Annotated in this window: 19 protein-coding genes; 9 read left to right on the top strand and 10 right to left on the bottom strand. The window is 70.9% G+C overall.

Features of this window, described 5'->3' with window-relative positions:
• Positions 1–2 precede the first annotated feature (2 nt).
• From Dfulv_RS33290 to Dfulv_RS33275, 4 genes are read right to left on the bottom strand one after another with little or no spacing between them, the layout of a single operon-like run.
• Positions 3–1,235 (bottom strand): ABC transporter permease, encoded by a 1,233-nt coding sequence (locus tag Dfulv_RS33290; RefSeq protein ID WP_259857773.1) that lies wholly within the window; start codon positions 1,233–1,235, stop codon positions 3–5.
• Positions 1,228–1,944, bottom strand: a complete 717-nt coding sequence (locus Dfulv_RS33285) for an ABC transporter ATP-binding protein (RefSeq protein WP_259868550.1) — start codon at positions 1,942–1,944, stop codon at positions 1,228–1,230. The genes Dfulv_RS33290 and Dfulv_RS33285 overlap by 8 nt, the downstream gene beginning before the upstream one ends.
• A gap of 2 nt (positions 1,945–1,946) precedes the next feature.
• Entirely contained in the window at positions 1,947–3,014 is a 1,068-nt protein-coding gene (locus tag Dfulv_RS33280) for a peptidoglycan-binding protein (protein WP_259857772.1), read from the bottom strand.
• A complete protein-coding gene (locus tag Dfulv_RS33275; RefSeq protein ID WP_259857771.1) occupies positions 2,978–3,508 on the bottom strand; it encodes a hypothetical protein in 531 nt (176 codons plus the stop codon). Before Dfulv_RS33275 ends, Dfulv_RS33280 begins: the two co-directional genes overlap by 37 nt.
• 85 nt (positions 3,509–3,593) lie before the next feature.
• Between Dfulv_RS33275 and Dfulv_RS33270 the strand changes: the two genes are divergently transcribed.
• Together Dfulv_RS33270 and Dfulv_RS33265 are read left to right on the top strand one after the other, a co-directional pair.
• Positions 3,594–4,736, top strand: coding sequence for a HAMP domain-containing sensor histidine kinase (locus Dfulv_RS33270; protein ID WP_259857770.1), 1,143 nt, complete (start codon positions 3,594–3,596; stop codon positions 4,734–4,736).
• 5 nt (positions 4,737–4,741) lie between these two features.
• On the top strand, positions 4,742–5,401 hold the full coding sequence (locus Dfulv_RS33265; RefSeq protein ID WP_259868547.1) for a response regulator transcription factor: 660 nt from the start codon (positions 4,742–4,744) through the stop codon (positions 5,399–5,401).
• Here the strand turns inward: Dfulv_RS33265 and Dfulv_RS33260 are convergent.
• Entirely contained in the window at positions 5,364–5,603 is a 240-nt protein-coding gene (locus Dfulv_RS33260) for a hypothetical protein (protein WP_259857769.1), read from the bottom strand. The two genes, Dfulv_RS33265 and Dfulv_RS33260, sit on opposite strands and share 38 nt — an antisense overlap.
• Positions 5,604–5,825: 222 nt before the next feature.
• Here Dfulv_RS33260 and Dfulv_RS33255 point away from each other — a divergent pair, with 222 nt between their 5' ends.
• Positions 5,826–6,974, top strand: coding sequence for an ROK family transcriptional regulator (locus Dfulv_RS33255; RefSeq protein WP_259857768.1), 1,149 nt, complete (start codon positions 5,826–5,828; stop codon positions 6,972–6,974).
• 27 nt (positions 6,975–7,001) lie between these two features.
• Here the strand turns inward: Dfulv_RS33255 and Dfulv_RS33250 are convergent, their stop codons facing one another.
• Entirely contained in the window at positions 7,002–8,336 is a 1,335-nt protein-coding gene (locus tag Dfulv_RS33250; RefSeq protein ID WP_259857767.1) for an enolase C-terminal domain-like protein, read from the bottom strand.
• A gap of 120 nt (positions 8,337–8,456) precedes the next feature.
• Between Dfulv_RS33250 and Dfulv_RS33245 the strand changes: the two genes are divergently transcribed.
• From Dfulv_RS33245 to Dfulv_RS33220, 6 genes are all read left to right on the top strand, one after another.
• Positions 8,457–9,836, top strand: a complete 1,380-nt coding sequence (locus tag Dfulv_RS33245) for an ABC transporter substrate-binding protein (protein ID WP_259868545.1) — start codon at positions 8,457–8,459, stop codon at positions 9,834–9,836.
• The gene (locus tag Dfulv_RS33240; RefSeq protein WP_259857766.1) at positions 9,836–10,798 is read left to right on the top strand and encodes a carbohydrate ABC transporter permease; all 963 of its coding nucleotides are present in this window, start codon (positions 9,836–9,838) and stop codon (positions 10,796–10,798) included. The genes Dfulv_RS33245 and Dfulv_RS33240 overlap by 1 nt, the downstream gene beginning before the upstream one ends.
• Positions 10,795–11,697 (top strand): carbohydrate ABC transporter permease, encoded by a 903-nt coding sequence (locus tag Dfulv_RS33235; protein WP_259857765.1) that lies wholly within the window; start codon positions 10,795–10,797, stop codon positions 11,695–11,697. Before Dfulv_RS33240 ends, Dfulv_RS33235 begins: the two co-directional genes overlap by 4 nt.
• Before the next feature lie 147 nt (positions 11,698–11,844).
• Positions 11,845–15,738: a discoidin domain-containing protein gene (locus Dfulv_RS33230; RefSeq protein ID WP_259857764.1), complete on the top strand. Its 3,894-nt coding sequence runs from the start codon at positions 11,845–11,847 to the stop codon at positions 15,736–15,738.
• Positions 15,735–15,857, top strand: a complete 123-nt coding sequence (locus Dfulv_RS33225) for a hypothetical protein (protein ID WP_259857763.1) — start codon at positions 15,735–15,737, stop codon at positions 15,855–15,857. The genes Dfulv_RS33230 and Dfulv_RS33225 overlap by 4 nt, the downstream gene beginning before the upstream one ends.
• Entirely contained in the window at positions 15,854–16,690 is an 837-nt protein-coding gene (locus tag Dfulv_RS33220; RefSeq protein WP_259857762.1) for an NAD-dependent epimerase/dehydratase family protein, read from the top strand. The genes Dfulv_RS33225 and Dfulv_RS33220 overlap by 4 nt, the downstream gene beginning before the upstream one ends.
• Before the next feature lie 94 nt (positions 16,691–16,784).
• Here Dfulv_RS33220 and Dfulv_RS33215 read toward each other — a convergent pair whose 3' ends face one another.
• From Dfulv_RS33215 to Dfulv_RS33200, 4 genes are all read right to left on the bottom strand, one after another.
• Positions 16,785–18,251 (bottom strand): glutamate synthase subunit beta, encoded by a 1,467-nt coding sequence (locus Dfulv_RS33215; protein ID WP_259857761.1) that lies wholly within the window; start codon positions 18,249–18,251, stop codon positions 16,785–16,787.
• Positions 18,252–18,529: 278 nt separating this feature from the next.
• Complete coding sequence (locus Dfulv_RS33210; RefSeq protein ID WP_259857760.1) at positions 18,530–18,808, bottom strand: hypothetical protein; 279 nt, start codon at positions 18,806–18,808, stop codon at positions 18,530–18,532.
• A 313-nt stretch (positions 18,809–19,121) separates the two neighbouring features.
• Entirely contained in the window at positions 19,122–20,210 is a 1,089-nt protein-coding gene (locus Dfulv_RS33205; RefSeq protein ID WP_259857759.1) for a GDSL-type esterase/lipase family protein, read from the bottom strand.
• A gap of 29 nt (positions 20,211–20,239) precedes the next feature.
• A complete protein-coding gene (locus Dfulv_RS33200; RefSeq protein WP_259857758.1) occupies positions 20,240–21,172 on the bottom strand; it encodes an NADP-dependent oxidoreductase in 933 nt (310 codons plus the stop codon).
• Between the last annotated feature and the right edge of the window lie 107 nt (positions 21,173–21,279).

Here is a 21,279-nt window from a genome sequence, read left to right as displayed (position 1 = left end):
TGTCACGGTACGGCGAGTGCTTCGGTGGGTGCGAGGCGGGCGGCGCGGATGGCCGGGTAGAGGCCGGCGATGCCGCCGATGACGAGGGTGGCCGCGACGGCGGTGGCCTGGGCCCAGCCGGGCACGGTGACCGGCCAGCCCTGGGTCAGGGCGTAGCTGGTGGTGACGGCGACGCCGAGGAGGACGCCGCCGGCGCCGCCGAGGGCGGACAGCAGCAGTGCCTCGGTGAGGAACTGGATGCGGATCTGGCCTTTGGTGGCGCCGAGTGCGCGGCGCCAGCCGATTTCTCCGCGGCGTTCGAGCACCGAGATGATCATGGTGTTGGCGACGCCGACGCCGCCGACGAGCAGGGCGACCGCGCCGAGGCCGAGCAGCAACGCGGTGAAGGTCTGATCGGCGGCCTCTTTGACGCGCAGGGCGTCGGAGGGACGTTCGACGCGGACCTCGTTGGGGTGCTCGGGGCTCACTGTGCGGCCCAGCTTCGCGCGTACGTCGTCGACCGCGTTCGGCGCGATCCGGGTGTACAGAGTGCTCATGTACCCGTCGAAGCCGAGTTCGTCGCGGGCGACGGGCCAGCCGACGAAGACGGCGGTGTCGAGCTCCGCTGCCAGCGGCACCGGGGCCAGGATGCCGATGACCGTGAACCATTGCCCGCCGAGCCAGACCCGCACGTCCGGGCCGGCAGTGTGGATGCCCAGGTATCGGGCGGCGGTGGCACCGAGCACGACCGCGGTGGTGCGCTCGGTCGCCGTGTTGAGCCAGGCACCGTCGGCGAGCGTCGCACCGACGGGGGCGCGCAGGTCCGTCCGGGCGGCGAGTACCGCGATGCCGTTGGTGTTGGCCGCGGGGACGCGGTCGGTCCGGTACACGGTGGTGTTCACCTTGCCGGTGGCGGAGACGTGTTCGACCTCGGGGATGCGGGCGACCATGTCGACCGCCTCGGCGGGTAGCCGTGCCTGGTCGCCCTTCAGGTCGACGCCCGGGGTCACGGTCAGCAGGTTCGTGCCGTAGCGCTCGAGGCGCTGAGCCAGGTCGAGCCGGCTGGAGGCGGTGATGCCGACGACAGCGACCATCGCAGCGATGCCGATGGCGATGCCGAGCGCGGACAGCGCGGCGCGCACGGGGCGGGTGCGCAGGCCGATCGCGCCGACGCGGGCCACGTCGAGCGGCCGCAGCCGGGCCGGCCGCAGTTTGCTGTCCCGCTGGCGCTGTCGCGCGGGCCGGTGGTCAATCATGCTGACCTCCGAACGGCCCACCGGCGGCAGGCGTGGTTCCGGAATGGATGTCGGCGTCGGCGATGATGCGGCCGTCGCGCATGACGACCTGTCGCGGCAGTCCGGCCGCCAGGTCGCGGTCGTGGGTGATGACCAGGACCGTGGTGCCGGCCGTGTGCAGATCTCGCAGCAGTTGCAGGACGCCGGCGCCGGCGGTGCTGTCGAGGTTTCCGGTCGGCTCGTCGGCCAGCAGCAGCGGCGGCGAGCCGACGACCGCGCGGGCGATCGCGACCCGTTGCCGTTCGCCGCCGGACAGCTCGTGCGGGCGGTGGGTCAGGCGGTGCCCGAGCCCGACGCGTTCGAGCGCGGCATGTGCGCGCTCGCGGCGCTGCCGCAGCGGCACGCCGAGATACAGCAGCCCGTCGGCGACGTTGTCCAGTGCCGAGACGCCGGCGGCGAGGTGGAACTGCTGGAAGACGAAGCCGATGGTGCGGGCGCGAAGCCCGGCGAGCCGGCGGTCGGCGAGCTGGGCGACGTCGTGGCCGGCGACTTGGACGCGGCCGCTGGTGGGCCGGTCGAGGGTGCCGGCGAGGTGCAGCATCGTGGACTTGCCGGAGCCGGACGGGCCGACGATCGCGACGAACTCGCCCGGGCTGACGTCCAGCGAAACGCCGTCGAGGGCCACGACGCCACCGGGGTACTCTTTCCGGACGTCGACAAGGGACAAGATGGTCACTGTCCGGCCACCCCGACCTGTGTGCCCTCGACGAGACCGGGTGCGCTGACTTCGGCCCGGCCCTGCGCGAACAGGCCGACGGTGACCGGCACGATCCGCCGCCCGCCGCCGCTGAACACCTCCACGCCATAGCCGTCACCGACGGCCAGCAGCGCGACGATCGGCACGGTCAGCACGTCCTTCTTCTCAGCCCGCACCACGACGACGTCAACGGAGTCGCCGGTGTCCCCGCTGAGCGCGGACTGGTCCGCCACGTTCACGGTGAGGACGGTCTTGCGCTGTCCGTCGTCCTGCACCGTCTCCACGGCGGCCATGGTGCCGTCGATGATCTTCCCGTCGGCCGGCCGCACCTGGACCTTGGTCCCGACCTTGGCCAGGGCCGCCTTCTTGTCGTCGAGCTCGACGACGACGGTGCGGGTGGTGCCGGTCACGGTCAGCACCGGCGTGCCCGCAGCGGCCTGATCGCCGACTCGCTGCTGCTGCTCCGCGACCCGGACCGGCGCCGCGAGGTAGGCGACCCGGCCGAGCTCGACGACGCCGGTCTCGGCCAGGCCGAGCTTCTTCTGCCACTGCTTCACGGCGACCGCCGTCGAGCCGTCGAAGACGGAGTCGACGGTGAAGCCACGGTAACCCAGGGCCCGCAGGTTCTCCTTGAACTGCTTGACGTCGGGGCCCTTGACGTTCACGGCGAGATCCCGGTATGCGGGGATCTCGCCGAGCAGCATCACGATCGGCTGGTCGTCGACGCGGAACGCGATGTCGCCGCGGCGCAGCACGGTGCCGGGCGCGGCGACCTTGGTCAGGGTGCCGGTGAGCCGGCCGGCGAACGGCTGGGCGGTGCCGTAGCCGATCTTGCCGCCGAGGTGGACGGCGTCGACGAGCGACGCGCGCATGACCGGTGCGGTCTTCGGCGGGGGCGCGGATGGTGTGGTGCCGCCGTGGCCGCGGCCGCCGTAGCCGAGGGTGGCCAGGACGGCTACCGCGACGGTGACCGCCCCGGCGGCGACGCCGATGACGATGCGCCGGCTCATTGCTTCGGCGCCGGGCTGTCGGCGGCGTCGCACGCGCGGGCGGCCTCCTCGAAGCGCTGGATCGCCGCGGTGTCGTCGATCAGGATGCCGGGCAGCTGTTGGACGCCGTCGGGGTTCGGGTCCGGGTAGTCGAGGCCGTGGGATCGCATGCACTGGGCGTAGCGCACCTGCTGCTCGAGTTCGGCGGCGGTGGGCTTGCGCACCTCGCCGCCGTTGGGCAGGTATTTGCGGCATGCGTCGAACGCCGTGCCGTCGCCGACCGGCAGGTCCACGGCGCCCGAACCGGAGATGGGGCCCGGGGCTCCTCCTCCACCGTCGCCGGTGACGATGCGTCCGTCGCGGGGGTCGGGCATGTCGACGCCGTGGTCGCGCATGCACTGCGCGAACTTCAGCGCCTGCTCCTGGTCGCTGCCGGCGGACGCCGACGAGCCGGCGTCGGACTTGCCGGCGTCGGAGCAGGCGGCCGTGCCGGACAGCAGCAGGGCGGACAGCGCCAGCGCCGACGCAAGGATCTTGAAGCTCGTCATGCCGCCATCGTGGAGGTCCGGCCGTGGCGCCACCGTGTTGTGCGACGACACACGGATGCCACCTGGCCGGAATCACAATGAAGGGATGACCAGGCTCACCATCCGCGGACGCCTCACATTGTGGTATGCGGCCGTGTTCGCAGGCACCGGCGCAGTCGTGCTCGCCCTGATGTATCTGCTCGTGCGGCGCGAGTTCTTCACCGCCAGTGACACCCTGGTCACGACTCTTTCCGCTACGGAAGTGACGGGGGTCAAGCCGAGCGGCACCGTCGTGTGGGCCGTCCCGGAGCCCGTCCCCGTGATCGAAGGGGCCGCGACCACGGCCCGCACCGACGCGTTGCGCACCATCGTGCTCGAGACCGGGGCCGTCTTCGTCGGGCTGGCCGCCGTGTCGCTGGCGCTGTGCTGGCTGGTCGCCGGCCGCGCGCTGCGGCCGCTGCGGCAGATCACGAACACCGCCGCGACCCTGTCGCACGACACGATGGACGCCCGGATCGGGCTGCGCGGACCACGTGACGAGATCCGCACCCTGGCTGACACGTTCGACGCGATGCTTGACCGGTTGGCTCGTGCTTTCCAGGGACAGCGGCTGTTCGTCGCCAACGCCTCACACGAGCTGCGGACACCCCTGACCATTATCCGCACCGCCGCGGAGATAGCGCTCTCCCGTAAGGTCCGGACCGAGGACGAGTACCGTCACGCGCTGCAGACGGTCGCCACGGCCGCGGCCCGCAGCGACGCGATGCTCACCAGCCTCCTGCAGCTGGCTCGGACGCAGCGCGGCGCCGCCCGCGAGCCGGTCGACCTCGCCGCCGTGGCCGCCGCCGCGGCAGCCTCCTGGCCGGCCGACGCGCCACCGATCCACCGAGATCTCGTAGCGGCGCCCTGCGTCGGTGATCCGGTGCAGCTGGAGTTGGTACTGCGCAACCTGTTGGAGAACGCCGCCCGCTACAACGTTCCCGGCGGCACGGTGTGGCTGTCCACCGGCCACGACACCGGTGGCTCGTGGCTGCGCGTGGAGAACACCGGCCCCGTCGTGGACCCGGCCGACGTGCCCGCGCTGCGCCATGCGTTCCAGCGGGGTGCGGGCCGCGGCGCCAGTTCGTCCGGTGCCGGGCTCGGGCTGGCGATCGTCGAGGCGATCGTCGCCGCGCACGGCGCCACCTGGACCCTCGCTCCACGCGACGGCGGGGGCTTGTCCGTGACCGTCTGCGTTCCGGCTCGGTGACCGCCATGCTTCGGGTGCTCGTCGTCGAGGACGACACCGTCCTCGCCCGACTGATCGCGGATGGCCTGCGCGAACACGGCATGATCGTCGATGTTGTCCACGACGGCGCCACCGCCGTCAGCCGCGTCACCGATGTGACCGCGGATGTTGTCGTCCTCGACCGCGACCTGCCTGTCCTGCACGGCGACGACGTGACCCGGGCGCTCATCCGGCTCGGCTCCCCGGCGCGCATCCTCATGCTCACCGCCGCTGCGTCGCTTGACAGCCGGGTCGAGGGCCTGCACCTCGGCGCCGACGACTACCTCGCCAAACCCTTCGCCTTCGCCGAGCTCATCGCGCGCGTGACCGCACTCGGCCGAAGGGCGCCAGACCGGGTGGCGACCGTGCTGCACCGCGGCGACCTGACCGTCGACGTCGGCCGCCATGAAGTCCGCCGCGGCAACCGCCCGATCACCCTCACCCGCAAGGAGTTCGGTGTGCTCACCGAACTGCTGCGCGCCGACGGTGAAATCGTCAGCGCGGAACACCTGCTCAACCGAGTCTGGGACGAACACACCGACCCGTTCACCACCGCCGTGCGTACCACGGTCAAAACCCTGCGCCAGAAACTCGGCGACCCGGATCCGATCAGCACCGTCGTCGGTCGCGGCTACCGCCTGGCATGATCACGGACTCGCTGAGCGCGCGGGGGAGCCACTTGAGATCGCGCAACGCGGCGCCCGCGGCCGCGAGCCGACTGCCCAGCTCATCCGCCTGATCGGCGGCGTCGGGGGCAATCCGTTCTGCGCCACGCAGATTCTCGACAGCAGGACGGCCCGAGGTGTGGTTGCGTCCGATGATCCTGGCGTCGACGATGCCGACAGACATCGGACAGCGTTGGCTCGTGATGCCACCGCTCGTTCGGCACCGACTTCAATCGAGGGAATGTGAGCGCGGACGAAGGCGACCCGGGTCGGGCCCGGCCGGGAGACTTGCGCTGATGGATGGTAGGCTTAAATCGATTTGATGGATGAAGTCCCGCAATATCGGCGTCATGGGAGGACAGTGGACAAGCGGTTGCCGACCAGGCGTGGCACCAACCTGCCACGGATGGGCGACTTCAACGAGTCGGTGGTGCTCGACGCCATCCGCCGGGTTCCGGACGGGCTGAGCCGCGTAGAGCTCGTCGAGGCTACCGGCCTGTCCGCGCAGACCGTGTCGAACATCTGCCGGCGCCTGTTGAACACCGGCTTGGCCCGTGAGGCGGGCACCCGGAGCTCGGGCAGCGGCCAGCCGCGGCGGCTGCTCCAGGTCAACGCGGACGCGCGTTACGCAGTCGGCGTCCACCTCGATCCCGCCGTGGTCACTTTTGTGGTGCTCGATCTGCTGGGCAAGGTGGTGGCGCGTGCCCAGCGTTCCACGCCCGAGGCGGCCGACCCGGACCACACGCTCATCGAGATGAGCGAGTCGATCAACGCGCTCGTGCGCGATTCCGGGGTGCCGCGGGACAAGATCCTGGGTTTGGGCATCGCTGCGCCGGGACCGGTGGATGTGACGTCCGGGCTGGTCATCGCGCCGCCTGAGCTGGCCGGCTGGGGTCGGGTGCGGCTGCGCGACTATCTGGCGGAGACCACCGGGCTGCCGGTCCTGCTGGACAAGGACGTGACCGCCGCGGCCGTCGCCGAGCGTTGGGCCGGTGCGGCCACCAACACGGGCAACTTCCTGTTCTTCTACCTGGGCACCGGCTCAGGCATGGGGTTGGTGGTGGACGACGTGGTGCTGCGCGGCTTCTCCGGCAACGCCGGCGAGGTCGGCGGGCTCTACGCCGCCTGCACCACCAACGCCCTGGTCGCCGAGGCGATCGAGCACGGGGTGCTGGGCCCGGAGTTCAAGCCGGTCGGCCCGCGAGACGCGGAGCAGAGCCTGCGGCACCTGTGCCGGCACGCGTCGGCCGGCAACGTGACGGCCGGTGAGATCATCGATCGCTGGGCGGTCCGGGTAGGGCGGGGAGTGAGTGCCGCCGCCACGCTGGTGGACGCGGAGATGATCGTGTTCGGTGGGCCGATCTGGCCGCTGCTGGCGGACCGGTTCATGGCCATCATCCCGGGCATCGTGGAAAGTTCCCCGTTCGTGGAGCGAATCCACCCGACCGAGGTCACCACGACCGGGCTGGGCATCGACGTCGGCGCGATCGGCGCCGCCTGCCTGGTGCTCGACCAGATCTTGTCGGTCCAACCGCAGTCGCTGCTGCTGGGCTGACCGGCGCGGCGACCGGTCAGAAGCCGGTCAGGGCCGGTGGGCGGCGCCGTCGGCGCCGCGCAACAGGGCCCAGCGGTCGTGGTGCAGGGGCGGGGGCACCGGGTGCCGGCGAGCCGCGGCCTCGTCGAAGTCCACCCCGAGGCCCGGCGTTTCGGCAGGGTACAGGCTGCCCCGTTCCGGCACCGGCGCCCCGGGGAAGACTTCCAGCGTGGCTTCCCGGAACCGGGCCGCCTCCTGAATGCCGAAGGCCGGTGTGGAGACGTCGAGCGCGATGTTGGCCGCCTGGGCCACCGGGCTGACGTCGCCCGGTCCGTGCGGCGCGGTGCGCACCCCGAACATCTCGCACGCGGCGACCAGCTTGCGGGTCGGGGTCAGCCCGCCCAGGGTCGGTATCCGCACGCGTGCGAAGTCGATGGCCCGTTGCTCCAGCAGGGGCAGGTATCGGCTCACCTCGTCATACAGCTCCCCGACTGCCAGCGGGACCGGGCCGGCGGTCCGCAACTGGGCGAAGTACGCGCTGTCCTCCGGCGCGAGCGCGTCCTCGAGGAAGTACAGCCCGGCGTCGGCGAGCACGGCGACCAGCTGCCGGGCCTGCGCGGGGGTGAGCCGCTCGTGCACGTCGTGCAACAGTTCGACCCCGTCGCCGACCCGACGCCGCACGTCGACGAGAACCGGTGGGACGTGGTGCAGATATGCCAGGGAGTCCCACGCGCCGGACCGGTCCGCGCGGCGGCGGGCCTCTGCGGCGCCCGTGGGCGCGGCGCCGTAGGTGTCCACGCCGGGCACCGCCACCTGGACGCGCACGTGCCGGTAGCCCGCTTCGACCGCGGCGTCCACCTGGTCCGCGATCTCACCGGGATCCGCGCCGTCGACGTGGGTGTACGCCTCGGCGCCGTGCCGTGCCCGGCCGCCCAGCAGCGAGTACAACGGCAGGCCGGCGACCTTCGCCTTGATGTCCCACAGTGCGACGTCGACGGCGCCCAGGGCGTTGTTGGCGATCGAGCCGCCCCGCCAGTAGCCGCTGTTCTGCAGCAGGCGGTGGATGTCCTCGATATCGCCGGCGTCCCGGCCAAGGACCAGCGGGCCCAGGTATTCGTCCAGCACGGCGCGCACGGCCAGGGTGCGTTGCGGGTCGCTGGCGCAGCCCAGCCCATACAACCCCGGCTGGTCCGTCTCGACGCGGACGATGAGATACGGGCAGCCCTGCGGCGCGCACAGAAAGGTGCGCACCCGGGTGATCCGGGCGGCCCTGGCCGGCGCTGCCCACGGCGCGGCCGCCAGCACGTCAGGTGACGGGTCGTCAGGTGTCGCGACGCTGACCTGCGTGGCGCCGGGTCCGCCGGAGTCCAGTGATTGTTTCATCGCTGTGCCCGCCTCCTAGCCAATGTGACGTGGTTGACACAGTACATCAATTCGATTTAGCTTCTCTGAACTAAGCGGCGCATGTCGATGGCGCCCCGGACGCGAAGGCTCGGCACCGTGATGACACATGAACGATGCGCGTGGCGGCCGGCGCTGGCCGTCCTGGTGACGCTGGCACTCGGCGCCACCACCGCCGCCTGCGGCGGTAACTCGGACAGCGGCAGCTCGTCCGACAAGACACTGGTGATGTGGACCTTCAAGCAGCCCCACGTCAAGGCACTGCAGAAGGTCGCGGAAGGATTCCAGAAGGAGACGGGCATCTCGGTCAAGATCGAGTCGTACGGCCCGGACGACGCGTACGTGACCAAGGTGCAGGCGGCGGCACAGACCAAGAACCTGCCCGATCTCTTCGAGGTGCACACCAACGGCGACGACTTCACCTTCGGCGCCGCCGGACTGCTCACCGACCTGGCCAAGGACGTCGACGACGCCTGGCTGAACAGCTACCTCCCAGCGGTGAAGCAGGACGGCAGCGTCACCGATGAGTACTACAAGAAGTCGCTGGCGCAGGACGCCAAGACCAAGGGCATCCAGCTGGGCCAGCGGTTGAGCGTCCCCCTCACGATCGGCACGTTCGGCATCGTCTACGCCAACAAGCAGCGACTCGCCGACGCCGGCATCACCGCCGCCCCGACCACGTGGGAGGAATTCATCGCCGACCTGGAGAAGGTCAAGGCGAAGGACCCGGCCAACGGCGGCGTCACCCTCGGCCTCAAGTCAGCCACCACCGGGCTGGAGTGGCTTATGCAGCCGATGGCCTACGGGATGCTCGGCGCCGACAAGTTCCACGCACTGTTCGGCAAGGACAAGGCCAGCAACTTCTCCTCCCCGACGGGTGTCCAGGCACTGGAGACCTACGGCCGGATCACCCCGTACTGGATGCCCGGCACGCAGAGCCTCGACATCGACGCGGCGGACCTGGCCTTCGCCCAGGGCAAGTCGACGTTCAACATCGGCGGCACGTTCACCCTGGCGTTCCTGGCGCAGAACGGGTTCGACGCCAGCAACGTGCTCACGTTCCCCGTTCCCGCACCGGCCAACGGTGCCATCAAGGACCTGAGCCTGGCTCCGTTCGCGCTGACCGGCATGTCGGTGTCGTCGACCACCAAGAACCGGGCCGGCGCCATCCAGTGGCTCAAGTACCTGGCCAAGGCGGACGTGTCGGCCACCTTCGCCAAGGAGGCGCTGGACATCCCGTCGACCAACCTGGGTGCCGACCCCAGCTCCGCGGTCGGCCCGGCGCTGGGCGCCATGATCAAGGCGTTCGGCTCCGGTCCCTCGGCGTACAACCCGGGTGACACCTCCTACAAGCCCAACGCATACGACGGCACTCCCGTCGCCAATGTGCTGATCGACTACACCCCGCTGAAGAAGAAGAGTGCCGCGGAGATCGGCGCGGAGATGACCAAACAGATCGACCTCTTCTGGACCAAGCAGTAATGGCTGTACCGACGATCGCGAAGGGCCCGTCGCCGACCCGGCGGGCCCCCCGCGGCAGGACGAGATACCGCCTCCCGGACGTCGCCTGGGGCTACGCGTTCGTGGCACCGGCGATCGCCCTGTTCGGGGTGATGGGCGTCTACACCATCGTGTACGGGCTCTCGCTCAGCTTCGCCACGTGGAACGGCTTCACGCCGAACTGGCGCTGGGTCGGCTTCAAGAACTACTCCGACCTGCTGTGGAACGACCCCCGGTACGCGCCGAGGGTGCACCAGGCCGCGCTCAACACGATGTGGGTGATGATCGCGGTACCCGTCCTGACCGTCCTGGTCAGCTTCCCGCTGGCCGTGCTGCTCAACTCGGTGCGGCGGCTGAAGACCGTGCTCCGCTCGGTGTACTTCCTGCCCCAGGTGACCAGCGGCATCGCCGTGTACTTCGCGTGGATGTACGTGCTGCAGCCGGACGGCGCGATCAACCTGCTGCTGCGCTCGGTCGGCCTGGGCAGCCTCCAGCAGCCGCAGGGCTGGCTGGGCAACACGACGACCGCGCTGCCGACCCTCATCGTGATCACCGTGTGGTCGTCGGTTCCGGTGTCCATGATGCTGTACCTGGCCGGCCTGCAGGCCGTGGACCCGACGCTCATCGAAGCCGCCCGCGTCGACGGCGCTAGCTCCTGGCACATCACCCGCCATGTGGTGTGGCCGCTGCTGAAGCCGATCACGGCGATCATCGTCCTGCTCGCCCTGCGCGACTCGCTGCAGGGGTTCCAGACCTTCCTCGTCATGACCAACGGCGGCCCCGGTGACCACACCAACGTCCTGGGCCTCGAGACGTACAGGCTCGCCTTCCTGTCCCAGCTCAACCCGACCCTGGGCCTGTCCAGCGCGCTGGGCTGGATGTTGTTCGTGGCAGCGGTGATCCTCGCCGCGATCAACCTGCGAGTCATGCGGAGGGTCACGTGAGCACCGAGACCGTGCGTCCCAACGCCGTCGCACCCGCCACCGGCCGGGCCGCGGCACCCGCCCGCACCGGCTGGTCACTGCCCGGCGTGCTGGCCCGCATCACGGTCGGCGTCCTGCTGTTGCTGTACGCGGCGATCAGCCTGTACCCGTTCCTGTGGATGGTGTCCGCCGCGTTCAAGGACCAGTTCGAGGTGGTGCGCGGCGGGAACATCATCCCGCGCCACCCGACCCTGCACACGCTCACCGAGACCTGGAACGAACTGCATTTCTTCGACTACTTCCTGAACAGCCTGAAGGTCACCGGGCTCACCGTGCTGCTGGTGCTGGTGATCTACGCGGCGGCCGGCTACGCGTTCTCGGTGCTGCGCTTCCCCGGGCGCAAGGCGCTCTACCGCCTCTTCATGGTGCTGCTGTTCGTGCCCGGGGTGACGGTACTGCTGCCCGTGGTGCTGCTGGAGAACAAGCTCGGGCTGCTGGGCAACCACTGGGGGCTGATCCTGCCGTTCGTCAACGGCTCGGCGCCGCTGTCGATCCTCATGATGACCAACGCGTTCGACGCCATCCCCAGCGAACTGCGCGAGGCGGCCCGCGTGGACGGCGCCGGCGAACTGCGCATCTTCACCACCATCTACCTGCCGCTGTCCCGGCCGGTTCTGATCACCATCGCGGTCCTCACCGCGATCCCGACCTGGAACGAGTACCTGTTGACGCGGGTCTCACTCAACGACCCCGGCGCGTTCACCCTGCCCATCGCGCTGCAGAACCTGCAGTCCGGCGCGGTGCAGCACTACAACGTCCTGATGGCCGGCGCGCTGATCGTGGTGATACCGGTGATCATCCTGTTCGTCGCGGCGCAACGATACTTCGTCAACGGCCTGATGGGCGCGGTGAAGGCGTGATCGACCGCAGCGGACAGAGCGCCACGAGACGCGAACCCACCCCGGTAACGACACGCTGAGATCGGACGATCCCGGAGGCAACCCGTGACAATCCCAAGGCGTCCCCGAACCAAGCGATGGTCCCTCATCTGGCCGGCCCTGCTGTTGGTGACCGCCCTCCTCGTGCCGGTCAGCGCCGCGCACGCCGCGACGGGCCCGGACATGTACCCGCGCGGCATCGGCGCGGATCTCGGTCCGGACGTGGTCGCGCTCGGCGTGCGGGTGCGCGGCGGTGACGACCCGGCGGGCCTGCGCACCGGCACGCTGGACGGCCGGACGTACTGGCAGACGCAGGTCGCCGCGGGCACGAGCTACTTCGGCGTCACGCCCGACGCCGCCTACGCGGCGAGCGTGGCGCAGGCGTCGATCGTCGTCGTGGTCACCTACTACGACGCCGGAAGCGGACAGTTGACGCTGCGCACCGCATCCGGCGACACGAAGACGGTCGCCGACCTCACCGGCACGAATGCCTGGCGGCTGGCGGCGGTCGGGCTCGACGGCGCCGCGCTCACCGCCGGTGGCGCCGGTGAGCTGCGCCTCGCCGGGGTCAACGGCGGCGCACCGTCGGACATCACCGTCGCCCAGGTCCGGATCACCAAGACCGGACCGCAGGCCACGCTCGGCCCCACCCCGACCGGCACCGGTCTCAGCCCGAGGGCCGGCGACAACGAGGCGGGGCTCGTCACCGGCACGCTCGCCGGCCGCGGCTACTGGCGGACCAACGCCGCCGCGCCGGCACCGGCGACCAACTACCTCTACATGAACGTCGCCGACAGCTACGCGTACAACACCACCGACATCGTGATGGTCAGCGTGGACTACTTCGACGCGGGCAACGGCACGCTCTTCCTGCACTACGATTCCCCCGGCGAAGAACTCGCCGACAAGTTCAAGCCGTCGCAGGTCGTCACCTACGGGGACAGTCAGACGTGGAAGACCCAGGACTTCGTCCTCGACGACGCGATCCTGACCAACCGCACCAACGGCTCCGACTTCCGCCTCACCCACGACGGCTCCCCGGTCGAGCTCACGGTGGCGGCCGTGCGGGTGACCGTCGTCCCCCGCCAACTCGACGTCAAGGCCGGCCTGCGTGACCTCGTCGCCTCGGCGAACCTGGCGCTCTACGCGGCGCGCGAAGGTACCCGCGACGGGCAGTATCCGCCCGGATCGAAGGCGGCGCTCGCGACGGCCGTCGCCCAGGCACAGGCCGTGCTCGACGACGCCTCGCCCACCGAGGCGCAGGTCGCTGCGGCGCAGCGGGCGTTGTACGACGCCCACCAGGCGTTCCGCGCCTCGGCGGTCGACACCGACCTGGCCCGCCACGCCACGCTCACCGCCAGCAGCAGCGCCGACGGTTCGAGCCCGGCCGCGGCGAACGACGGCACCGCGACGACCGCCTGGACCAGCGGAAACGGCGGAGCGGGCGAGTGGCTGCGGGCCGACCTCGGCACGGCGCGGCCGGTCAACGAGGTGCTGGTGCAGTGGGGCAACGCCTACTCGCCCGACTACACCGTCGAGGTCTCCACGAACGGCACCACCTACACCGTCGTCGGACGGTCCGGTGGTGCCGGAGGCAACGGTTCGTCCCGCACCCGGTTCCCCGCCGCGACCGCACGCTACGTCCGGCTGAACCTCACCGGCTACGCCCCCGGCCTCGACGGCTTCGACGTGGCCGGGTTCCAGATCCGCGACCAGCGCGCCGTCGCGCCGTCGCCGACGCTCGTCAAGACCAAGTACCCGACCATCGACGTGGTGGTCGCCGACTTCGACGCCACCTCGTACGGCGCCGACCCGACCGGGAAGAAGGACGCAACCGCAGCCATCCGGGCGGCGCTGTACGACTGCTACGACGCGGGAGGCGGAACCGTTTGGCTGCCGGAGGGTACCTACCGGGTCACCGACACGGTCGAGGTGCCGGCCTTCTGCACGCTGCGCGGCGACCGGCGCGATCCGGACCAGGGCCGCGGCGCCTACGGCACCGTGGTGAGTGCCGACCTCCCCGCCGGTGACAACGGTCCCGTGCTGTTCCGCATCGGCGGCAGCGCCGGCGTCATGGGCGTCACCACGTACTACCCGCGGCAGAGCGCGACCGCTCCGGTGCCCTACAACTTCACGTTCGAGATCCCGGGCAGCGCCTGGGCCGGCGACGAGAACTACATGATGAGCACGGTTTCCGACGTCACCATGCTCAACTCGTACCGGGGCATCGGCATCAGCACCATGCGCGACGAGCGGGGTCGTCCGCCCGGCAACGGCCAGACCCACGAGTCGGCGACCGTCCGTAACGTCAAGGGAACCGCGCTGCTGGAAGGCGTCGAGGCCTACAACGGCGCCGATGTCGGCACGTGGGAGAACGTCGAGCTGAGCAACGCCTACTGGGCGCAGGCCCCGGCGGCGTACAACCCGCCGCGGCGCAGCGCGCTGGACGCGTGGACCCGCGCGCACGGCACCGGGTTCGTGCTCGGCGACCTGGAGTGGGACCAGTTCGCGGACCTGTCCGCGGCGGACTACCGTGTCGGCATCCACATCGTGAAGGGGCTGCGGGCCGAGTTCACCGGCGTCTTCCAGCGGGTGAAACTGCTGCGCACCGACACCGCCCTGCAGGTCGACCAGTTCGACGCACGGTGGGGGCTGTCGCTGGCCGCGAGCCGTCTCGAAGGCAGCCAGGCCGCGGTGGTGAACAACGGGGGCGGCTACGTCAAGCTCACCGACACCAAGCTCGTCGGCGCGGTGAAGGGAACGGTGTACCAGCTCGCCGGGACCGTGCCCACCGACGATGCGGAACCCGCCGCCGCCAAGCCTGCGCGCAAAGTCCTCTACGACGTGAGCAAGGCCCCGTACAACGCGTCGCGGGGCAACGGCTACCTCCCGGCGCAGGACGCGACGGCGGGCATCCAGCGCGCGCTCGACCGCGCCGGGCGCGACGGCGGCGGCGTGGTCTACCTCCCGGCCGGCTGGTACCGGCTCGACGGGCGTCTCATCGTCCCGGCCGGCGTCGAGCTGCGCGGCGCGTCCTCGGTGCCGAACCGGGACGAGGACGGCCGCAGCGGAGGCACCGTGCTGCTGTCCTACGCCGGGCGCAACACCGCCAACCCGGACACCGACCAGGCCGCGATCACCCTCCGCGGCGAGCGGGCCGGGATCAACGGTCTGCGTGTGTTCTACCCGGAGAACAACCCTGCGGCACCGGGTGGCCTGGTCCCTTATCCCTACGCGATCCGCGGCCAGGGCACCGGCACCTACGTCGTCAACATCGGCCTGCCGAACGCGTGGAACGCCATCGACATGGCCAGGTACCGCAACGACCGCTTCCTGGTCCGGAAGATCAAAGGCACCTTCGTGCGGCACGGTGTCACCGTCGGCAAGAGCGACGACGGGCGGATCGAAGGCGTGCTCAGCAACGGCAACACGTTTGTGCGGACCGGCTTCCATCTGCCCAACTGGGTCCTCGGCAAGGACCTCTTCCCGCAGGTGATCGACGGCTGGACACGCAAGTACGCGGATCTGATCACCGTCGACGGCGCGAACCGGCTGACCGTCGCGGACGCGTTCGGCTACGGTCTGCACAACGGGCTCATCGTGAATTCCGGCGACGTCCGGGTCTTCAACCTGGGCACCGACAATCTCGGGGACGACGGCTACACCGTGAAGGTCGCCGGCGGGAAGGTCACCATCGTCAACCTCATGCGCTACAACGGCACCACCAGCGCGGGACGGGCGAGGTTGTACAACGTGATGGTGATCAACATCGTGGAGCACAACGTCGCCGCGTCGGTGTCTCCCGGCGGTGCCGGCACCGTCAGGCTGGAGGGCAACGACACGCGGCCCGGCTTCTACGAGCCCGGCAGCCAGGTCACCGCATCGGCCAAGGCCACGCCCGGTTATCGCTTCGTCAACTGGACCGTGGGCGGCACGGAGGTGTCCACCACCCGGGAGTACACGTTCACGGTCACCGGCGACCAGGCGTTGACCGCCAACTTCGCACCGGTGAACACAGCATGACGCACCCGAAGGACCATGAGCACGTCGAACGGACCGGCGTCGTCCATCCCGGCGAGGTCGACGCCGCCGGATATCTCGTCGCCGAGGGCGACGACGCGGGACTGAGGAGCGTGGCGTGAAGATCCTGGTCACCGGTGCGGGCGGGATGCTGGGGCAGGCTTTGGTCGCCCGGCTGCGCGCCGACGGGCACGGCGTCCGCGCGCACGACCGCACGCCACTGCGGACGAGCCCCGCTGACGATGTTGTTGTCGGCGACCTGAGCCACCCCGACGACCAGGTCCTCGGCCGGCTGCTGGCCGGCGTCGACGCGGTGGTGCACGCCGCCGCCCTGCCGTCCCCGCTGCACGAGAACGTCTTCGGCAACAACGTCGGCTCGACGTATCACCTCCTGGACGCCGCGGGCGAGCTCGGTGTCGGCCGGATCGTCTACGTGTCGAGCCTGTCCGCCGTCGGGCTGGCGTGGTCGGGACGCGGCGCGGCACCGCTGCGGCTGCCGCTGACCGAGGACCATCCGTATCTCGGCGACGATCCGTACGGGCTTTCGAAACACGTCGGCGAACTCGTCACGGCGACGGTGAGCCGCCGCCACGGCATCCCCGCGGTGAGCCTGCGCTTCCCGTTCATCGGCACCGGCGAGCGGCTGCGGCACCATCTCGCCCATGTGCAGGCCGATCCCGGCGGCGACCGGGGCGCCCTGTGGAGCTGGATCGACACGCGGGACGCCGTCACCGCGCTCGTCGTGGCGCTGACCCGGCCGGTCGACGGCCACGCCGTCGTCACCGCCGCCGCGCCCGACACCACCGCACTGCAGCCGACGGCGGAGCTGCTCCGCCGATACCATCCGGAGTCCCAAGTCACCGAACCGCTGGACGGCTTCGCCGTGCCGGTCTCCACCCGCCTGAGCCGCGACCTGCTGGGCTTCATCCCCGTCCACACCTGGCGGCAGGCATGACCACTACGCTACGCCGATGAGGTCAGGTCACCGCACGAGCGGTGGCCTGACCATTATCACCAACGTTTTGTGACGGTGCGAACCGGCGCCGGGCCTACCTCGTACTGAGCGGCATCGAGGCCGGGGTGACCGGGGCGGGCAGCCGTCCACCGCCGCTCAGGTACTGGTGGACCGCCGCGGCGGCCGAGCGGCCCTCCGCGATCGCCCAGACGATCAACGACGGTCCCCGGCGGGCGTCGCCGGCCACGAAGACGCCCGGCGCTTCGGTCTGCCAGTCACCGCCGGCGTCGATCGTGCCGCGCCCGTTGCGGGTGAGCTTCGCCTGGGCCAGGTGCGGTCCGGGCTGCGTACCGGCGAATCCGATCGCCAGCAGGGCCAGGTCGGCCGGCACCTCGCGGACCGTGCCCTCGACCTCGCTCAGTGTGAAACCGGGGCCGACGAGGACATCCACCAGCTCGACCGCGCGCAGTCGCCCCTCGTCGTCGCCGATGAACCGGCGCACCGCGCAGCCGAAGTTGCGATCGCCGCCCTCCTCGTGCGCCGAGCCGCTGCGCAGCATGGTCGGCCAGGTCGGCCAGGGGTCGCGGCCGCCGTCCCGCTGCGGCGGAGGCAGCGGTGCCACCTCCACCAACTGCACGCTGGCCGCGCCCTGCCGGTGTGCGGTGCCGAGGCAGTCCGCGGCCGTGTCGCCGCCGCCCACGACGATGACGTTCAGGCCGGCCGCGTCGATCGGCGGTGCGTCCAGCGAGCCGGCGACGACCCGGTTCGCGCCCTCCAGGTACACCATCGCCTGGTGAATGCCGTTGAGCTCGCGGCCGGGAGTGGCCGGCACGTCGCGCGGGTCGAGGGCGCCGCAGGCCAGGACGACGGCGTCGTGCCGCTCCCGCAGCTCGGCCAGCGAGACGTCGACGCCGACCTCGCAGCCGGTGACGAACGACACCCCCTCGGCGGCGAGCTGAGCGGCCCGCCGGTCGATGTGGCGCTTCTCCAGCTTGAAGTCCGGGATGCCGTAGCGGAGCAGGCCGCCGACGGCGTCGCTGCGCTCGTACACGGTCGTCGCGTGTCCGGCCCGCGCCAGCTGCTGCGCGGCGGCCAGGCCGGCCGGCCCGGAGCCGACCACGGCCACGCTGCGACCGGACCGCGTCGCGACCGTGAAGGGCCGCAGCGGCCCGCCGTCGGTGAGACGGTTGATGATCTCGACCTCTACCTGCTTGATCGTGACCGGGTCGTCACCGATGCCGAGGACGCAGGCCGCCTCGCACGGGGCCGGGCAGAGCCGCCCGGTGAACTCGGGGAAGTTGTTCGTCGCGTGCAACGCCTCCGCGGCGCGCTCCCAGTCGCCGACGCGCACCAGGTCGTTCCAGTCCGGGATCAGGTTGCCCAGCGGACAGGCGTTGTGGCAGTACGGGACGCCACAGTTCATGCACCGGCTGGACTGCTCGTGGATCACCTGTTCGTCGACGCGCTGGTACACGTCGCGCCAGTCGGCGACCCGCTCGGGCACCGGGCGCAGCAGCGGCAGCTGCCGGCGGTACTTCATGAATCCCATCGGATCAGGCATGACTGGCCTCCGTTGCCTGGCGGTGCATCCGGATCGCGACGGGACAACGCTGGCCCGAAATGTGAGACGGCCGTCCCACTGTCGTGAATGGCACCCTAACCGAACAGCCCGGGTGTCTCACAGGGGCCAGAGGAGCCAAGTGCGCCACACCCGCCACCGGGGCTGCAACTCACCCGCCGAACCACCTGCATCGACCCAGGCGGCACTCGGGAGCACGCGGTGCCAGCCGCGGACTCCTTTACCCGGCCGGTTGATGGCGGCATGTCCAGCGGCCTTGATCAAATCGTGGGCGATGCGTTGTGTCCGCACCTCGACAGGCGGATCGAATATGCCAGCGACCAGAGCAGCAGGGCCGCAACCACAGGCCCGGCGAACAGGACCACGAGACCGGCGCCGATGTTGGCTCCGATCACGCCGGCGGTCATCACCCGCCACCCGTATCCCACGATCACACCGGCTGCCAGCAGCGGACCAAGCACACGCCACCACCGTGGGTCGAGGTGCTGCCTGCGGGTGGCCCAGCCCAACACAAGCAATGCTGCGATGACGATGACCATCGATACTGGGCCGGCGGCACGCTGTACGCCGGGAGCAACCCTGACGGGCCTCACGCTGTAGTCGGGGTGAGCGCTGGCGGGAACCGTTGACTGGTCTCCGACGACCCACCACGTCGCCACCGTGACGGCGACCACCAGAGTGGCAGCAACGGGAGCAAGTGCCCATCTCGCCCACACTTCTCGGCGCTTCGCCGGGTGACCCGACTGCGTTCGTCCAACCATATGCACAGCTTGGCGGGCGCGCGTAAGGTCCGGCATGAGCGTGCGTACTCACTTCCGGCATGAGCGTGCGTACTCACTGTCGCCGACGCCTTCAGGCCTGGAGCGGAAGCTCCACGGCGTCCGCCATGGCCGCCGCACCCCGGTCGTTGAGGTGCATGCCGTCGCCGCTGTCGAGGTCCGGGCGGATGAAGTCGGGCGCGTCGGGGTTCTCGACCGCCCGGGCCACGTCGAAGACGCCGTCGAACGCGGCCGTGGTGCGGATCCAGTCGTTCACCTCGCGCCGGGCGGCCAGGCCGGCCGGGGTGCTCACCCCCGGGTAGATCGCGCCCCCGAACGGGCCGAGGGTCGCGGCCAGGATCTTCAGGCCGGCGTCGTGGGCCCGCCGGGCCAGGGTTTCGTAGCCGGCGACGAGGGCGTCGGCGGTGGCCGGCGCCTCGCCGGCCATGCCGGCCAGGCCGAGGTCGTTGATGCCGAAGTGCACGAGCACGTGCGTCACGCCGGGGATCGACAGCACGCCGCGGTCGAAACGTCCCAGTCCGTGCTCGCCGACCTCGTCGCGGAGCAGGCGGTTGCCGGCGATGCCCTGGTTGACCACCCAGCCCCGGCGCAGGCGCCGGTTGAGGAAGTCGACCGAGCGGCGGTTCGCGTCCAGCGTCGAGCCGACCCCCTCGAACCAGGAGTCGCCGAACGCCACGGCGACCGGAGTGCCGTCGGGGACGAGCACGTCGACGCCGGCGACGAAAAACCGGCCCTCGACCCGCTCGGCACCGGCGAGCGCGGGCACCGCGACCTGGTTGCCGGCGACGACCTCCGCGTTCGCCGCGGGCTTGTGCGAGTAGGTGGCCGGGCCGGTCGCCTCCGGCAGGTACAGGCTGAGGACCAGGTCGTCGCCGGGGGAGACGGACCGGTCCACCGGGTCGCTGACGACCTCCTCGCCCGGCGGGATCGTGAACCTCTCGGCACCGTCGAACGTGACGGCAAGGCCGTCGACCGTCGCGGCGCCGACGGTCAGCGGCGCCCGGCCGTAGCGGTTCGTCAGGCGGACCCGGAGACGGTCGCCGCCGCCGGGCATGTGCAGCACGTGCCGCACGGTCTGGTCGGTGAAGCCCCGCGGCTCGCTGAGCTTCACCTGCTCGTACGGGCTGATCACGGCGGACCGGAAACCGGCGGTCCAGAACATCGATCGCTCCTTTCCTCACGAAGCCAACGTCAGGGGATCAGGACGGTCTTGCCCGCCAGCCGGCCGGCGACGGCGTCGTCGTGGACGGCGGCCAGGTCGGCCAGCGGACGCCGCTCGGCCACGTCGATGTGCAGCGCGCCGGCGTCGACGCGGGCGACCAGCTCGGCGAGCTGGCCGGCGTCGCTGCGTACGTAGACCTGCGCGGTCCGCACGCCGCGGCCGGGGTGCTCCGGGCCGGGCGTGGCGGTGCTGACGAACACGCCGCCGTCGGCGACGAGGTCGATCAGCCGCGCGGTCTCCTCCGGGTCGGTGCGCACCAGGTGCAGCACGACGTCGAAGCGCCGCCCGGCCAGCGCCTCCGGCAGGGGCGTGGCGGTGTAGTCGACGATCCGGTCGGCGCCGTAGAACCGGATGCGCTCGGCGCTGCGCGCCCCGGCGGTCGCCGTCACCGTGGCGCCGGCGGCCTTGGCGAGCTGCACCGCATACCCGCCGACGCCCCCGCCCGCGCCGTTGACCAGCACCGACTGCTCGGCCCGCAGGCCGCCGTGCTCGAACAGCGACTGCCAGGCGGTCAGCCCGGCCGACGGCAGCGCCGCGGCGTCGGCGAGGTCGGCGGTGCGCGGGGCGGCGGCGAGGGCGTGGGCCGCCACCACGGCGTACTCGGCGGCCGCACCGGGCCCCGTCATCGGCAGGAGTGCGACGACCGCGTCGCCGGGCTTCCAGTCGTTCACCCCGGCGCCGACCTCGGTGACGGTGCCGGCGACGTCGAAGTTCGGCACGTGCGGGAACGTCACCGGGAAGATCTGCTCGAAGAAGCCGGTGCGGACCGCGACGTCGACCGGGTTGAACGCGGCCCCGGCGACCCGGAGCACGACCTGCCCGGGACCCGCGACCGGGCGGTCGACGTCCTCGTGGACGAGGACGTCGCTGCCGCCGTAGGAGTGGTACCGCACTGCCTTCACGATGGTCTCCCTCGGTAGGTTGCTTCGAACTTGAAGCATGACTGGAACGGTAACTGCTTCGAGTTCGCAGCAACAACCGCCGGGATCGTGACCTGCCTCATACTGCT

Source organism: Dactylosporangium fulvum (assembly GCF_025137375.1).
In the GTDB taxonomy this organism is placed as follows: domain Bacteria; phylum Actinomycetota; class Actinomycetes; order Mycobacteriales; family Micromonosporaceae; genus Dactylosporangium; species Dactylosporangium fulvum.
The sequence above is the reverse complement of the archived record's forward strand: the minus strand, read 5'-3'. Positions and strand labels throughout refer to the sequence as shown.

What these genes read in the sequence shown, in the direction of transcription:
- Dfulv_RS33290 (WP_259857773.1), bottom strand. Translation starts at nt 1,235, where the DNA reads ATGATTGACCACCGGCCCGCGCGACAGCGCCAGCGGGACAGCAAACTG.
- Dfulv_RS33275 (WP_259857771.1), bottom strand. Translation starts at nt 3,508, where the DNA reads ATGACGAGCTTCAAGATCCTTGCGTCGGCGCTGGCGCTGTCCGCCCTG.
- Dfulv_RS33270 (WP_259857770.1), top strand. Translation starts at nt 3,594, where the DNA reads ATGACCAGGCTCACCATCCGCGGACGCCTCACATTGTGGTATGCGGCC.
- Dfulv_RS33265 (WP_259868547.1), top strand. Translation starts at nt 4,742, where the DNA reads ATGCTTCGGGTGCTCGTCGTCGAGGACGACACCGTCCTCGCCCGACTG.
- Dfulv_RS33260 (WP_259857769.1), bottom strand. Translation starts at nt 5,603, where the DNA reads ATGTCTGTCGGCATCGTCGACGCCAGGATCATCGGACGCAACCACACC.
- Dfulv_RS33255 (WP_259857768.1), top strand. Translation starts at nt 5,826, where the DNA reads ATGGGCGACTTCAACGAGTCGGTGGTGCTCGACGCCATCCGCCGGGTT.
- Dfulv_RS33250 (WP_259857767.1), bottom strand. Translation starts at nt 8,336, where the DNA reads ATGAAACAATCACTGGACTCCGGCGGACCCGGCGCCACGCAGGTCAGC.
- Dfulv_RS33245 (WP_259868545.1), top strand. Translation starts at nt 8,457, where the DNA reads ATGACACATGAACGATGCGCGTGGCGGCCGGCGCTGGCCGTCCTGGTG.
- Dfulv_RS33240 (WP_259857766.1), top strand. Translation starts at nt 9,836, where the DNA reads ATGGCTGTACCGACGATCGCGAAGGGCCCGTCGCCGACCCGGCGGGCC.
- Dfulv_RS33225 (WP_259857763.1), top strand. Translation starts at nt 15,735, where the DNA reads ATGACGCACCCGAAGGACCATGAGCACGTCGAACGGACCGGCGTCGTC.
- Dfulv_RS33215 (WP_259857761.1), bottom strand. Translation starts at nt 18,251, where the DNA reads ATGCCTGATCCGATGGGATTCATGAAGTACCGCCGGCAGCTGCCGCTG.
- Dfulv_RS33210 (WP_259857760.1), bottom strand. Translation starts at nt 18,808, where the DNA reads ATGGTCATCGTCATCGCAGCATTGCTTGTGTTGGGCTGGGCCACCCGC.
- Dfulv_RS33205 (WP_259857759.1), bottom strand. Translation starts at nt 20,210, where the DNA reads ATGTTCTGGACCGCCGGTTTCCGGTCCGCCGTGATCAGCCCGTACGAG.